General features: G+C 69.1%; 10 protein-coding genes. 2 read left to right on the top strand and 8 right to left on the bottom strand.

Annotated elements, in window-relative coordinates; genetic code table 11:
- Window positions 1-104: 104 nt before the first annotated feature.
- A complete protein-coding gene (locus tag HRJ34_RS02015) occupies window positions 105-890 on the bottom strand; it encodes a polyphosphate kinase 2 family protein (RefSeq protein WP_011950897.1) in 786 nt (261 codons plus the stop codon).
- 216 nt (window positions 891-1,106) lie between these two features.
- Complete coding sequence (aspS, locus tag HRJ34_RS02010; RefSeq protein ID WP_029991820.1) at window positions 1,107-2,885, bottom strand: aspartate--tRNA ligase; 1,779 nt, start codon at window positions 2,883-2,885, stop codon at window positions 1,107-1,109.
- Window positions 2,886-2,984: 99 nt separating this feature from the next.
- Between aspS and rnd the strand changes: the two genes are divergently transcribed.
- On the top strand, window positions 2,985-4,160 hold the full coding sequence (gene rnd, locus HRJ34_RS02005) for a ribonuclease D (RefSeq protein ID WP_192812893.1): 1,176 nt from the start codon (window positions 2,985-2,987) through the stop codon (window positions 4,158-4,160).
- Between the two features lie 2 nt (window positions 4,161-4,162).
- On the opposite strand, the gene HRJ34_RS02000 is transcribed toward rnd, so the two are convergent.
- From HRJ34_RS02000 to HRJ34_RS01990, 3 genes are all read right to left on the bottom strand, one after another.
- Window positions 4,163-4,783, bottom strand: a complete 621-nt coding sequence (locus HRJ34_RS02000; protein ID WP_226949007.1) for a YdeI/OmpD-associated family protein — start codon at window positions 4,781-4,783, stop codon at window positions 4,163-4,165.
- A gap of 151 nt (window positions 4,784-4,934) precedes the next feature.
- Window positions 4,935-6,842 carry an acyltransferase family protein gene (locus HRJ34_RS01995; protein ID WP_208633201.1) on the bottom strand — a complete coding sequence of 636 codons (1,908 nt, stop codon included), beginning with the start codon at window positions 6,840-6,842 and terminating at the stop codon, window positions 4,935-4,937.
- A gap of 221 nt (window positions 6,843-7,063) precedes the next feature.
- Entirely contained in the window at window positions 7,064-8,563 is a 1,500-nt protein-coding gene (locus HRJ34_RS01990; RefSeq protein ID WP_029991817.1) for a Ppx/GppA family phosphatase, read from the bottom strand.
- 94 nt (window positions 8,564-8,657) lie between these two features.
- Here HRJ34_RS01990 and HRJ34_RS01985 point away from each other — a divergent pair, with 94 nt between their 5' ends.
- Window positions 8,658-9,269 (top strand): phosphatase PAP2 family protein, encoded by a 612-nt coding sequence (locus HRJ34_RS01985; protein ID WP_208633200.1) that lies wholly within the window; start codon window positions 8,658-8,660, stop codon window positions 9,267-9,269.
- On the opposite strand, the gene HRJ34_RS01980 is transcribed toward HRJ34_RS01985, so the two are convergent.
- Genes HRJ34_RS01980 through HRJ34_RS01970 form a run of 3 tightly spaced genes read right to left on the bottom strand, consistent with a single transcriptional unit; the run spans window position 9,256 to window position 13,265 of the window.
- On the bottom strand, window positions 9,256-11,421 hold the full coding sequence (locus tag HRJ34_RS01980; RefSeq protein WP_011950890.1) for an RNA degradosome polyphosphate kinase: 2,166 nt from the start codon (window positions 11,419-11,421) through the stop codon (window positions 9,256-9,258). The two genes, HRJ34_RS01985 and HRJ34_RS01980, sit on opposite strands and share 14 nt — an antisense overlap.
- 9 nt (window positions 11,422-11,430) lie before the next feature.
- The gene (locus tag HRJ34_RS01975; RefSeq protein WP_016746038.1) at window positions 11,431-12,054 is read right to left on the bottom strand and encodes an HdaA/DnaA family protein; all 624 of its coding nucleotides are present in this window, start codon (window positions 12,052-12,054) and stop codon (window positions 11,431-11,433) included.
- Window positions 12,051-13,265: a heavy-metal-associated domain-containing protein gene (locus HRJ34_RS01970; RefSeq protein ID WP_208633199.1), complete on the bottom strand. Its 1,215-nt coding sequence runs from the start codon at window positions 13,263-13,265 to the stop codon at window positions 12,051-12,053. The genes HRJ34_RS01975 and HRJ34_RS01970 overlap by 4 nt, the downstream gene beginning before the upstream one ends.
- Window positions 13,266-13,273: the final 8 nt, after the last annotated feature.

Here is a 13,273-nt window from a genome sequence, read left to right as displayed (position 1 = left end):
GCACGCGGCGCTCCGGCCGCACGGCCCGTTTTTCGGCCGCGACACGATGCTGCAACAAAGGCGTCACATCCGCAAGGGGCGAGAAGCGGCGCATTGCCGCCGATTCAGCGCTTTTCCGGAAGGCCGAGCTGGACGCGGGCATAACGCTCGAAATCGGGGTCGAGCGCGGGCGGTTCGAGCGGCACGATCCGCTCCAGCGAATCGGCGACATGGGTCAGCGCGGCGATGCGCGCGGCCTTCTTGTCGTTGCCGTCGATCACCGTCCACGGCGCCCAGCGCGTATCGGTCTCGCGGAACATGTCCTTCATCGCGGCGAGATAGTCGTCGCGCCGCGCGCGATTGCGGAAATCCTCGGGCGTGACCTTCCAGCGCTTCCACGGATGGTCGAGCCGGTCGGCGAGCCGCTTGTCCTGCTCCTCCTGCGTCACATGCAGGAAGAGCTTGACGATGGTGACGCCGTCGGCCTGCTGCTGCGCCTCGAACTCGTTGATCTCGTCATAGGCGCGCCGCCATTCGCGCTCGCTGGCATAGGCCTCGACCCGCTCGACGAGCACGCGGCCGTACCAGGTGCGATCGAAGATCGCGATCCGCCCCCGCCCCGGCAGCTTCTGCCAGAAGCGCCAGAGGAAATGCCGTCCCCGCTCCTCCTCGGTCGGCGCGGCGATCGGCCAGACATGGAAATGGCGCGGGTCCCAGCCCATCGTCAGCCGCTGGATCGCGCCGCCCTTGCCCGCGGCGTCCCAGCCCTCGAACAGGATCATGCTGCGCAGGTTGCAGACGACATGCGCCACCTGCAGGCGGGACAGGCGCTTCTGCACCTCCGCCAGGGCGGCATCATAATCACCGTCGAAGGGTGCCCCCTTCTCGTAATCCGCGAGATCGATCGCCAAGCGACAACACTCCCAGCCCGAGTCGCTCCCCATAATGCGTCGGGGAGAGTCCTATAAAGCGCGGGAGTTGGTAAATGGTTTCGGAACCGTCCAGCTATGGGACAGGTCACACCCTATCCTTGTCATGCCGGCGGAGGCCGGCATCTCCGGAGAGATGCGCGGCGCTCGACCTCCCGAGATTCCGGCCTCCGCCGGAATGACGAGGAGAACAGAAGCTTACTGCTTGCTCTGCTCGACCACCCGGATGTTCAGCTCGCGGAGCTGCTTCAGGCTGACCTGCGAGGGGGCGCCCATCATCAGGTCCTCGGCCTTCTGGTTCATCGGGAACAGCACGACCTCGCGGATGTTCGGCTCGTCGGCGAGCAGCATGACGATGCGGTCGATGCCGGGGGCCGATCCGCCGTGCGGCGGCGCGCCGAACTTGAAGGCGTTGAGCATGCCCGAGAAATTCTCCTCGACCTGCTCCTGGCTGTAGCCGGCGATCTCGAACGCCTTGTACATGATCTCGGGCCGGTGGTTCCGGATCGCGCCCGACGACAGCTCCACGCCGTTGCAGACGATGTCGTACTGATAGGCGAGGATGTCGAGCGGATCCATCGTCTCCAGCGCCTCCATCTCGCCCTGCGGCATCGAGAAGGGGTTGTGGCTGAAGTCGATCTTCTTCGCATCCTCGTCATATTCGAACATCGGGAAGTCGACGACCCAGCAGAATTTGAACACACCCTGCTCGATCAGGCCCAGTTCCTCACCGACGCGGGTGCGCGCGGCGCCCGCCAGCTTGGCCGTCGCCAGTTCCTTGCCCGCCGCGAAGAACACGCCGTCATCGGGGCCGAGGCCCAGCGCCGCGATCAGCTTCGCGGTCGCCTCCTCGCCATGATTCTTGGCGATCGGGCCGCCGGCCTCGCCGCCCTTGATGTTGATGTAGCCGAGCCCGGCATGGCCCTGGGCGCGCGCCCAGTCGTTCATGTCGTCGAAGAATTTGCGGCTCTTCGCGCCCGCGCCCGGCGCCGGGATGGCGCGGACGACGCCGCCGCCCTCGACGATCCGCGCGAACAAGCCGAAGCCCGAGCCCTGGAAATGCTCGGTGACGTCGGTGATCTCCAGAGGGTTGCGCAGGTCGGGCTTGTCCGAGCCGTAGCGCAGCATCGCGTCGCGATAGGCGATGCGCGGGAACGGCGCCGGGGTGACCGCGCGGCCATTGGCGAATTCCTCGAACACGCCGTGCAGCACCGGCTCGATCGCGGCGAACACGTCCTCCTGGGTGACGAAGCTCATCTCGAAGTCGAGCTGGTAGAATTCGCCCGGCGACCGGTCGGCGCGGGCGTCCTCGTCGCGGAAGCAGGGGGCGATCTGGAAATAGCGGTCGAAGCCCGCCACCATCAGCAGCTGCTTGAACATCTGCGGCGCCTGCGGCAGCGCGTAGAATTTGCCCGGATGGATGCGGCTCGGCACCAGGAAGTCGCGCGCGCCTTCCGGCGAGGAGGCGGTCAGGATCGGCGTCTGATATTCGGTGAAGCCCTGGTCGATCATGCGGCGGCGGATCGAGGCGATCACGTTCGAACGCAGCACGATATTGGCGTGGATGCGGTCGCGGCGCAGGTCGAGGAAGCGATAGCGCAGGCGGATATCCTCGGGATAGTCGGCCTCGCCCGCCACCGGCAGCGGCAGTTCCTGCGCGGTCGACTGGACCGAGACCTCGCGGGCGCGGATCTCGATCTCGCCGGTCGCGAGATTGGGATTCACCGCCTCGCCGGCACGGGCGACGACGTCCCCGGTGATCGTCACGACCGACTCCACGCGCAGCCGCTCGAGCTGCCGGAAAGCCTCCGACTCGATGTCGGTGACGATCTGCGTCAGGCCGTAATGGTCGCGCAGGTCGACGAACAGCAGGTTGCCATGATCGCGCTTGCGATGCACCCAGCCCGACAGGCGGACCTGGGACCCGACGTCCTGGGCCCGGAGCTGGCCGCAATTGTGCGTGCGATAGGCGTGCATCATGGTGACGTTTCAACTTTCCGGTGAATTTGCGAGCGGAGCGCTTCGCGCGCACGAGCAGCGCTTGTCAAGCGTTGTAACCAAGCTATGCACGAAAGCATGCACATTCACCCCCTGATTACCGACAGCGCGACGCTCGCCAATCTCTGCACCCGCCTCGCCGCCTCGCCCTACGTCGTGGTCGACACCGAATTCATGCGCGAGAGCACCTATTGGCCCGACCTCTGCCTGATCCAGATCGCCAACAGCGAGGAAGCCGCCGCGATCGACCCCAAGGCGAAGGACATCGACCTCACGCCGCTGCTCGACCTGCTGGTCGAGAATGAGGAGGTGCTCAAGGTCTTCCATGCCGGCGGCCAGGACCTGGAGATCGTCCACAACCTGACCGGCAAGACCCCCTATCCGCTGTTCGACACGCAGGTCGCGGCGATGGCGATGGGGCTGGGCGAGCAGATCGGCTATTCGAACCTGGTCGAGACGATGCTGGGCATCAAGCTCGACAAGGGCGCGCGCTTCACCGACTGGGCGCGCCGCCCGCTCGACAAGCGGCAGATCGACTATGCGATCGGTGACGTCACCCATCTCTCCGCGATCTTCCCGCGCATGCTGGAGAGGCTGCGCAAGTCGGGACGCGGCGGCTGGCTCGACAACGAGATGGAACGACTCGGCGATCCCGCCAGCTACGCCAACCTGCCCGAACTGGCCTGGACCCGCATCCGCCTGCCCAGCCGCAAGCCCGAGGTGCTGGGCCGGCTCAAGGCGATCGCCGCCTGGCGCGAGCGCGAGGCGCGGTCGAAGAACCTGCCGCGCGGCCGCATCGCCAAGGACGAGACGCTGGCCGACCTCGCCTCGCACCCGCCCAAGGTGCAGGCAGACCTGTCGCGGGTGCGCGGCCTGTCGCCGAGCTGGGCGCAGAACGACATCGGCGCCCGGCTGATGTCCTCGATCGCCGATGCCGAGCCGCTGCCCGATGCCGAGATGCCGCCGCGCGAGGACCGCAAGCCCGGGCTCGGCAAGGAAGGCGCGTTGATCGCCGACCTGCTCAAGCTCCTCCTCAAGGTCCGCTCGCGCGACGCCGACGTCGCGCCGCGCCTGATCGCGCGCGCCGACGATCTCGAACTGCTCGCCGCGGGCGTCCGCGACCTGCCGATGCTCGACGGCTGGCGCTTCGACATCTTCGGCAAGGATGCGCTGGCGCTGGTCGAGGGCCGGCTGGCGTTCAGCGTGCGCAACGGCCGGATGGTGATGTCGGCGCTCGACGGCGACCAAGGGTAAATTTAGCGCTCCATCGCGCCCTTGCCGGCCATGATCTTGTCGCGGAAGCCGGCGATGCGCTTCACCCGCGTTTCGGACTGCTTCGCCGAATTGAGATTGATGACGTAGCTCTTCCGGCGGCCGGGGGTCAGGGCGTGGAACGCCTCGGCCAGCTCCGGATCGGCGTCGAGCGCCTCGGACAATTCAGGCGGCGCATCGGGCTCGCTATCGTCCCTGGGCGGCTTCACGCCTTTCGCGGCATAGTCCATCGCCTCGCCCAGATAGGCGCGGATGACGGGTTCCAGCGCGTCGACGCCGTCGTCGGAGGTGAAGCGGATCATGTCCGGGTGCCGGGTGTTCGGCCCCTGCCGTTCGAGCACGGCTTCGGGGTCCTTGAGCAGCGCCGCGTTCATGAAGCTCAGCCGGAAGTCGCCCCGCAGCGCCCCCATGATCGCGATGTTGCGGCCCGCGTGCATGTAGCAGGGATGGCCCCATTTCACCGTCTCCTCGAGGCCCGCGCTCCGGCAGATCTCGCGGAGCCTGGCGAGCCCTTGCTCCCAATGGCGCGCCGAGCAGTCGGGCGTGTCGAACCGGTCGCAGCGCCCGCAACCGCGCGTGAAGAAGTCTTCGATCTCGGTGATCATCATGACTCGATCGGATCCTATCGATTTCCTCGCCTTTCCGTCATTCCCGCGAAAGCGGGAATCCACGGTCACGACACATTCGACCTCTTGCGGGCCGCCGTCCATGGATTCCCGCTTTCGCGGGAATGACGACGGAGGCGGCTGACATGCCTCAGACGCGGACGCCGGCCAGCATGTAGCGCGCGCCGGCGATGCTGAGATGCGCATGATCGAAATAGAGCACCCCGGCGCCGGGCATATAGGCCGGGCAGAGCCGGTCGCCGCAGAGCCGCTGCGCCGGCACGATCCGATCGGCCCCGGTCTCGCGGACGATGCGGTCGAGCCGGGCCGAGACGATCGCGTCGCGCCGGTCGAAATCGGCGCGACGCTGGCCGAAATCGGACGGATCGCCGCCGCGCAGCCTTTCCATCGCCAGCGCGGTCGGCGCCACGAAGGGCATGCGCGGGATCGAGTAGACCAGGCTCAGCGTCTTGCCGTCGGCGTGAAGCGCCCGCGCGGTCCGCTCGACCCCGTCGAGCAGCGCCGCCTGCTGGGCGGGCGTGTCGGCCATGAAGCCCAGATAATTGACGACCAGCACCACCTCCCGGATGCGCGGATCGGCGGCAAGCTCGGCGAGGCGTTCGGCATTATAGGCGGCGCAGCCCGGCCGCCGCCGTGGGTTATAGCCGAGCGCGGGCGGGCAGCCCGACGCGGTGACCTGCAGCACCGACCGGCGCTCGCGCGCCATCTTCTCGCCCAGCGCCACCACCAGCTCGGCGCCGAAGCTGTCGCCCCAGACCGCCATGCTCGGCGCCGCCCGCGGATCGCCGAACGCGCAGAGCTTGCGATAGGGGATCGCTCCATGCTCGCCGCTATGGCAGGTGGCGCGGAAATCGCTGCTGTCGCCGGCCGCCGCGATCAGCGTCCGTCCCATCGGGTCGAGCCGCTGGGGAAGCCCCCGGCCGAGCACCACCGCCGCGGCGAGTGCCGCCGTCATGGCCATCGTCGCGCCGCCACCGGCCAGCACCCGCCGGCGCGGCAGCCGCCATTTCAGCACCGGGCTCTCGACATAGCGCCACGACGCCCAGGCCAGCGCGAAGGCCACCGCGACCGCCGCGATCGCCTCGGGCGCGGTCAGCGGGCGCAGCGCGAGATAGCGGCCGAACACCAGCGCCGGCCAATGCCAGAGATAGAGCGAATAGGAGAGCGAACCGACCAGCACGAGCGGCGCCGCGCCGAGCATCCGGCCGCCCAGCGACTCGCCCTCCTCCCCCGCCGCGAGGACCAGCGCCGCGCCGATGCAGGGCGGCAGCGCGGCGAGCCCCGGAAAGGGCCGCTCCTCCGACAGCAACAATAGCGAGCCGGCGATCAGCGCGATGCCGAGCAGCGACAGCCCGTCGCGGACCGCCTGGTGGCGGGCCTGCGGGATCGCCCCCACCGCGACGATCGCGCCGATCAGCAGCTCGAAGGCGCGCGGCCAGGGATAATAGAAGGCGCGCGAAGCGTCCTGCCCGAGCTCGCGGACGCTCCACGCCAGCGACAGCGCCGCCGCCGCCCACAGGATCGCGGGCAGCCAGCGCGGCCGCAGCCGCCAGACCGCCGCCAGCGCGAGCGGGAAGACCAGGTAGAACTGCTCCTCGACCGCGAGCGACCAGGTGTGGAGCAGCGGCTTGAGCTCGGCCTCTCCGCCGAAATAGCCCGACAGGTCGTAGAACAGGAAATTGGCGACGAAGCCGACCGTGGCGGCGACGGTCTTCGCCAGCTCGCGCAGTTCGTGCGGCGGCAGCAGGACGAGGCCGAGCAGCATCGTCGCGAACAGCATCAGGTAGAGCGCGGGAAACAGCCGCCGTACCCGGCGGACGTAAAAGCCGGTGATGCTGAACCGCCCCTCGCGCAATTCCTGATGGAGGATGCGGGTGATCAGATAGCCCGAGATGACGAAGAAGATGTCGACCCCGACGAAGCCGCCCGGCAGCAGATCGGGAAAGGCATGGAAGGCCACGACGGGCAGCACGGCCAATGCGCGCAGCCCCTGGATGTCGGGGCGGAACCTGTGCGCCGACATGTGCGCCTGATCCATAGCCACTCCCGGCAGCGGCCCCCGCCGCCGGCCAAGCAGTCACACTAGCGCACCGCCCTCAAGCCGCTATCGGCCAGCCGCCGGATAATCGCGGGGAAATGCCCATGCCCGCTCTTGTTCAAAAAACGTCATGCCGGCGGAGGCCGGCATCTCAGCGGGCTCTTGCGACGGCCTCATCTCCCCTCTCCCGAGATCCCGGCCTCCGCCGGGATGACGAGATATTATCCGAGGATCAGCCGCGCCGGCAGGCCGAACGCGGCGGCGAGCGCCTTGTGGCGGCGTTCGACGGCCTCTCCGTAGAGGATCGCGTTGTCGCGCTCGGCATGGAGTTCGAGCGCGCCGCCGCCGATCGACAGCCGGCTGCCGGCCAGCGCGTCGGCGACGCCGCCCGAGAAGCGCTGGCCGAGCCGCAGCGCCAGCCCCCAGCGCTCGGCGGCGACGATCTCCGACGGCGAGCAGATGCCGCTGATCACCGGCACCACGCCCTGCCCGCCGAAGCTGGTCCACAGCGCATGCGCCATCATCCCGCGCCCGCGCGAATCGATGCCGACCCAATTGCCGTGCAGCGCGGTCTCGATGCCGCGTTCGGCGCGGAATTCGGGATGGGCGCGCCAGCCCACGTCGGCGAGCAGGCAGGTGGCGTGGCGGATGCGCGTATCGGCCGGGCTCTCGCTCGCGAACAGCGGCGCGAGCCAGCGGTCGAGCAGATCGCCATGCTCGGGGAAGCGGCCCTGGCGGGCGCCCTCCTCGCGGGTCGAGGCGATCAGCGGGTCCTGGGCGCGCTGATATTCGCTGAGATCGTCGAACAGCAGCCCCTCGCGCAGGCCATAGGCCGAGACGATCAGCTCGCTCGACCCGAGCCGGCGCGCGACATGGCTGAGCAGCAGCGCGGCATGCGACAGCGTCGGGATGCGGGCGCCCGACAGGCCGACGACGTCGCGCAGCCGCTTGCGGTCGAGATGGGCGAGGACGCGGACCAGATGCTGGGCATTTTCCGGCGGCATCCAATAATGGTGGACGATCGGCAGCGGATAGCCGGTCAGGTGCATGTCGAGCCGGGCGAGCGAGCGCCACGATCCGCCGACCATGTAGAAGGGCAGCCCCGCCCCCTTCCCCGTCCAGCCATTCTCCTCCAGCGTCCGCGCCACGAGGTTGCGGAGCGCGCGCGGCCCCTTCGCCTTGACCGCGTCGATGCGCAGCACGCCGAGCGGGAAGGAACTGGTCTCGCGCACCTCGCCGTCGACCACGCGCGCCAGTTCGAGGCTGCCGCCGCCGAGGTCGCCGACGATGCCGTTGGCCTGCGGGATCGAGGCGATCACGCCCATCCCGGCCATCCGCGCCTCGTCATGACCCGACAGGATCTCGACCGGCAGGCCGAGGTCGAGGACGCGATCGATGAACTGCTGGCCGTTGCTCGCCTCGCGCACCGCGGCGGTGGCGACGGTGCGCGGCTGCGGCACGCCCATCTGCTCGGCAAGGCGCCGGAACCGCGCGAGCGTCGACAGCGCGCGCTCGACCGCCTCGGCATCGAGCATGCCGTCGCGCGACACGCCCTTGCCCAGCCCCGCCATCACCTTCTCGTTGAACAACGCGGCCGGAATCCGGGCCGGACCATCATAGATGACGAGACGTATGGAGTTGGAACCGATGTCGATGATTCCGACACGGGCGTGGCCGGGCGCCGGGGTCCTGGCGCGGCGGAACATCGAGATGGACGACATAGGCGTTCGATTTAACCGAAATCGGGCCCGGCGCAAACGGCGAGCGCAGCCGAATTCCGTCCCTTCCGCGCTTTTGTCGGGTTATGGAAACCCGATGCCGCACGGATTCCGCTCATCGCCGCTGATGCTTTCGGGGCTGATCCTGATGATTGCGGGATTCGCACTGTGGCGGCTGGCGCCGGAGCTCGACCTGACCCTGCTCATGGCCTTCCGGCTCGACCCGGCCTCCCCTGCCGTCCCTGCGATTCGGGGCCTGACGATGCTCGGCGGCCTGGCGCTGCTGGCGCCCTTCGCGCTGGTCGCCGCCGCGGGGCTCGCGCTGCGCGGCGACCGGTGGCGCGCCTTGTGGCTGGTCCTGACCGTCGCGAGCGGGCGATTGGCGGTCGAGGCGGCGAAGCTGATCTGCGCGCGCGCGCGGCCGCCCCTCGCCGGGCGGCTCGACGACGTAAGTTCGCCCAGCTTCCCGAGCGCCCATGCGGCGGGAACGCTGCTCGTCTGGCTGGCGCTGGCGATGCTGTTCGACCGGCAGCGCCGCGTCCTGCTCCCGGCCACGGTCGCGATGGCAGCGGCGATCGGCTGGACCCGGCTCGCGCTCGGCGTCCACTGGCCGGGGGACGTGCTTGCCGGCTTCGGGCTGGCACTGCTGTGGGCGGGGCTGGCGGAGCGCTGGCTGCCGCCCGCCCGCGCGCCGATCAACCGCGCCTGAGCGTCAGTTTCGGCACCTGGCCCGACTGGCGGAGCGCGGCGCCGCGGCCCGACAGCGACGGGTTGGTCATGAAATAGCGGTGCAGGTTGAACGGCCGCTTGCCGGGCACGATCCGCTCGTAATCGCCGTCGGGCAGCAGCCGCCAGCTCTGCTCGTCGTCGATCAGGTTGGCGACCATCACCTGGTCGAGGATCTGGGCGTGGACCGTCGGATTCTCGATCGGCAGCAGATATTCGACGCGCCGGTCGAAGTTGCGCGGCATCCAGTCGGCCGAGCTGATCAGCACCTTCGCCTTGCGGTTGGGCAGCGCCGCGCCGTTGCCGAAGCAGATGATCCGGCTGTGCTCGAGGAAGCGGCCGACCACCGACTTCACCCGGATATTCTCCGACAGGCCCGGAACGCCGGGCCGCAGGCAGCACATGCCGCGAATGACGAGGTCGATCTGCACGCCTGCCGCGCTCGCGCGGTAGAGCTTCTCGATGATCGCGGGGTCGACCAGCGAGTTCATCTTCGCCCAGATCGCCGCGTCGCGACCCTCGCGGGCATGGTCGATCTCGGCATCGATCAGCCGCGCCAGTTCGTCGCGCATGCCGTGCGGGGAGATGGTGACCAGGTTCAGGTCGGTCGGCTCGACATAGCCGGTGATGTAGTTGAAGATCTGCGCGACGTCGCGGCCCAGCCGGGGATCGGCGGTGAAGAAGCTCAGGTCGGTGTAGATGCGCGCCGTGATCGGGTGATAGTTGCCCGTGCCGAAATGGCAGTAGGTGCGATGCCCGTCGCCCTCGCGGCGGACCACCATCGAGACCTTGGCATGGGTCTTCCAGTCGATGAAGCCGTAGACCACCTGCACGCCCGCGCGTTCGAGCTGCGACGCCCAGAGCAGGTTCTGCTCCTCGTCGAAACGGGCCTTGAGCTCGACCACCGCGGTCACCGACTTGCCCGCCTCGGCCGCATCGACCAGCGCGCGGATCACCGCCGACTGCTTGCCGGCGCGGTAGAGCGTCTGCTTGATCGCGACGACGTCGGGGTCCTGCGCCGCCTGCCGCAGGAAGGCGAGCACGACGTCGAACGTCTCATAGGGGTGGTGGACGACGATGTCCTTCGCGCGGATCGCGGCGAAGCAGTCGCCGCCATGCTCGCGGATCCGCTCGGGGAAGCGCGGGCTGAACGGGGTGAACTTCAGGTCGGGCCGGTCCTCCTCGACCAGCCGGGCGAGGTCGGCGATGCCGAGGAAGCTGCCCGATTCGGTGACGAAGCTGTCGGCGCCGCCGATCTGGTCCTTCCACAAAGGTTCGAGCGAGGTCGACATGCCGCCTTCGAGCTCGATCCGGATCACCCGGCCGCGCCGCCGCCGCTTGATCGCGGTGCGGAAGTAGAGGACGAGGTCCTCGGCCTCCTCCTCCACCTCGATGTCGCTGTCGCGGATGATGCGCAGCGCGCCGTGGCCGCGCACCTCATATCCGGGGAAGAGGACCGAGGTGAACCGCCGCACCATCGTCTCGATCGCGACATAGCGCGCGCCGTCGCCCGGCAGGCGGATGAAGCGCGGCAAGGTCGCCGGGACCATCAGCAGCTCGAACACCTGCTCCCCGTCCGACAGGCGGGTCAGGTCGAACAGCAGGCTGAAGCCCTTGTTCGGGATGAACGGGAACGGATGCGCGGGGTCGAGCGCCTGCGGCGTCAGCACCGAGAAGATATGATCGCGGAAATAGGCTTCGAGCCAGACCGCGTCCTGGCCCTCGATCTCCTCCAGCACGACGATGCCCGATGCGGCCAGTTCGTCGCGCAGCCGGTCCCAGACGAGCTGCTGCTCGGCCATGAGCTGATCGGCGCGGTCCGAGGCGCCCTCGATCTGCTGCGCGACGGTCAGCCCATCGGGCGAGAGCGTGTCGACCTCCTCGATCTGCTGCGCGCGCAGGCCCGCGAAGCGGACCATGAAGAACTCGTCGAGATTGTTGCCCGAGATCGACAGGAAGCGGAGCCGTTCGAGCAGCGGATGCGCCGGATTGGACGCCTCCTCCAGCACGCGCTCGTTGAACGCCAGCCAGCTCAGCTCGCGGTTGAAGTAGCGATCGCGCAGGGCGATCGGCTCGATCGGCGAGAGCGCGCCGATCAGTTCCTCTTCATGTTCGGGTTGATCGATCGAATCCATAGCCGCCCATCATAGCAGCCTATATGTATCTTCCGTGACACCGATCGTCGCAAGGGCTTCACGGGCCACCGCCATGGTGATCGGCCGCCGCCGCGCCAGCGCCGCCTCGTCGAGCGCATCGACGATCCGGCCGATACCGACGTAGCTGCGCTCGATCCGCGACGCGACATAGCGCACCACCTCCGGCCGGACGGCGAGGCCGCGGACGTGGAGCAGCTTTTCGACCAGCCCCAGCATCAGCGGGAAATCGGGCTCCTCGATCGCGACGTGCGGGCTGGCGAGCAGGCGCGAGCGCAGGTCGGGCAGCTTGATCCGCCACCTGGCCGAGGGCAGGTCCGCGGCCAGCAGCAGCGGCTTATGGTCGGCCTGCGCCGCGTTCCAGGCGTGGAACAGCTTCTCCTCGTCCTGGGCGTCGGCATTGTCGACGAAGCGGCCGCCGGTCTTGGCGGCGAAGATGCGGCCGAGCAGGCTGCGCCCCGACTTGCGCGGGCCGGTCAGCACCGTCGCCATCACCGGCCACAGCGACCAATGTTCGAGGTGGCGCACGGCGGTGCTGTTCGCCTCGCTGACGATGAAGTCGCGCTCGTCCTCCTCCGCCGGCCAGACGAAGGGCAGCGCGATCTGGTCGGTCATGGGGCGGGCGGGCTCCCGCCACGGCGGATGCGGTAGCCGCCGCCGACGTCCTCGACCTGCCAGCCGCGCGCGACCAGCGCCTCGCGGAAGGCGGCCGCCGGGCCCGAGAAACTCACCCGGAAGATCGAGATGCCGCCGAGCGCGAGGCTGGAGGTCTGGACGCCCGTCACCCCCGTCATCCCGCGCAGCGCCGTCTCCGATCCGCGCAGCGCTCCCGCATCGGGGGTGTCGACCTGGATGGTGACGTTGCTGGTCGCCGCCGACGCCATCTCCGCGAGCACGTCGTCGATCGGCACCTCGGCCGCCGGCGTCTCGACCACCAGCGACTTGTCGGCGCGCAGCGCACCTTCCTGCAACGCGCGGGTATAGGCGCGGTCGATCCGCTCGATGCCGCGATCGAGCATCGCCGGCAGCGCATCGCCATTCTCGGCGGTCAGGGTGAAGCTGTCGATCACCGCCGCGTCGGGGCCGTGGCGGGCGACGAACCTGCCGATCACCGGGCCGCCCGGCCATTGCCGGAACAGGGTGACCTCGGGCACGACGATGTCGGCCGCGCCATATTGGTCGAGCAGCATCCGCCACCAACCCCGGCCGGGCCGGCGCGTCTGGGCGGCGTTGAGCAGCACCGGATCGGCGCCGGTGCCCGACACGCGGACATAGTCGATCGGACTGTTGCCGGCGCGGAAGCGGGCCCAGGCCTTCTGCCATTCGCTGCGCCGCTCGAAGCTGATCGGCGTCGCGCCGCTCCATTCGACCGGGATGACGAGCATCGGCGCCGACCGGCGGATCGCGCCCTTGACGCCCAGCAGCTCGCCGGCGCGGGCACGATCGAACAGCACGCCCAGCGTCGCGATGTAGCGGTTGGGGCCGATATGCTCCTCTTCGACGACGATGCCGCCGCTGATCGAGTCGAGCGTCGAGTCGGGCAGGCCCGGCGCATTCTCGACCGGCTTGCCGTTGGCCCGCGCCCACAGCATCTTCCAGCCCTTGCGCTGCGCCTCGCGCCAGCCGGCGGTGCGCGCCTGATCGGCATTGCGCGCGGCCATATCGACCTTGATTCCGTCGACTTCGAAGCTGCCCGACCCGTCGATCGGCGGTACGCCGCGTTCGTCGGCGCGTTCGAGCTGCGCGAAGGCCAGGGCCGCCGCGAACAGTGCGACGCACAGGATCGACAGCGGGAGGGGGCGGAAAAGACGGTCGGCGAAGGTCACGAACGCCT

It is taken from the genome of Rhizorhabdus wittichii, from assembly GCF_017607425.1.
GTDB lineage: Bacteria > Pseudomonadota > Alphaproteobacteria > Sphingomonadales > Sphingomonadaceae > Rhizorhabdus > Rhizorhabdus wittichii.
Note: the sequence above shows the minus strand (reverse complement) of the source record. Positions and strands in the feature narration are given on the sequence as shown.

Excerpts from the sequence above, each read along its gene's own strand:
- HRJ34_RS01980 (WP_011950890.1), bottom strand. The coding sequence starts at position 11,421 with ATGGATTCGATCGATCAACCCGAACATGAAGAGGAACTGATCGGCGCG.
- HRJ34_RS01990 (WP_029991817.1), bottom strand. The coding sequence starts at position 8,563 with ATGTCGTCCATCTCGATGTTCCGCCGCGCCAGGACCCCGGCGCCCGGC.
- HRJ34_RS01975 (WP_016746038.1), bottom strand. The coding sequence starts at position 12,054 with ATGACCGACCAGATCGCGCTGCCCTTCGTCTGGCCGGCGGAGGAGGAC.
- HRJ34_RS01995 (WP_208633201.1), bottom strand. The coding sequence starts at position 6,842 with ATGGATCAGGCGCACATGTCGGCGCACAGGTTCCGCCCCGACATCCAG.
- HRJ34_RS02000 (WP_226949007.1), bottom strand. The coding sequence starts at position 4,783 with ATGATCACCGAGATCGAAGACTTCTTCACGCGCGGTTGCGGGCGCTGC.
- HRJ34_RS01985 (WP_208633200.1), top strand. The coding sequence starts at position 8,658 with ATGCCGCACGGATTCCGCTCATCGCCGCTGATGCTTTCGGGGCTGATC.
- aspS (WP_029991820.1), bottom strand. The coding sequence starts at position 2,885 with ATGCACGCCTATCGCACGCACAATTGCGGCCAGCTCCGGGCCCAGGAC.
- rnd (WP_192812893.1), top strand. The coding sequence starts at position 2,985 with ATGCACATTCACCCCCTGATTACCGACAGCGCGACGCTCGCCAATCTC.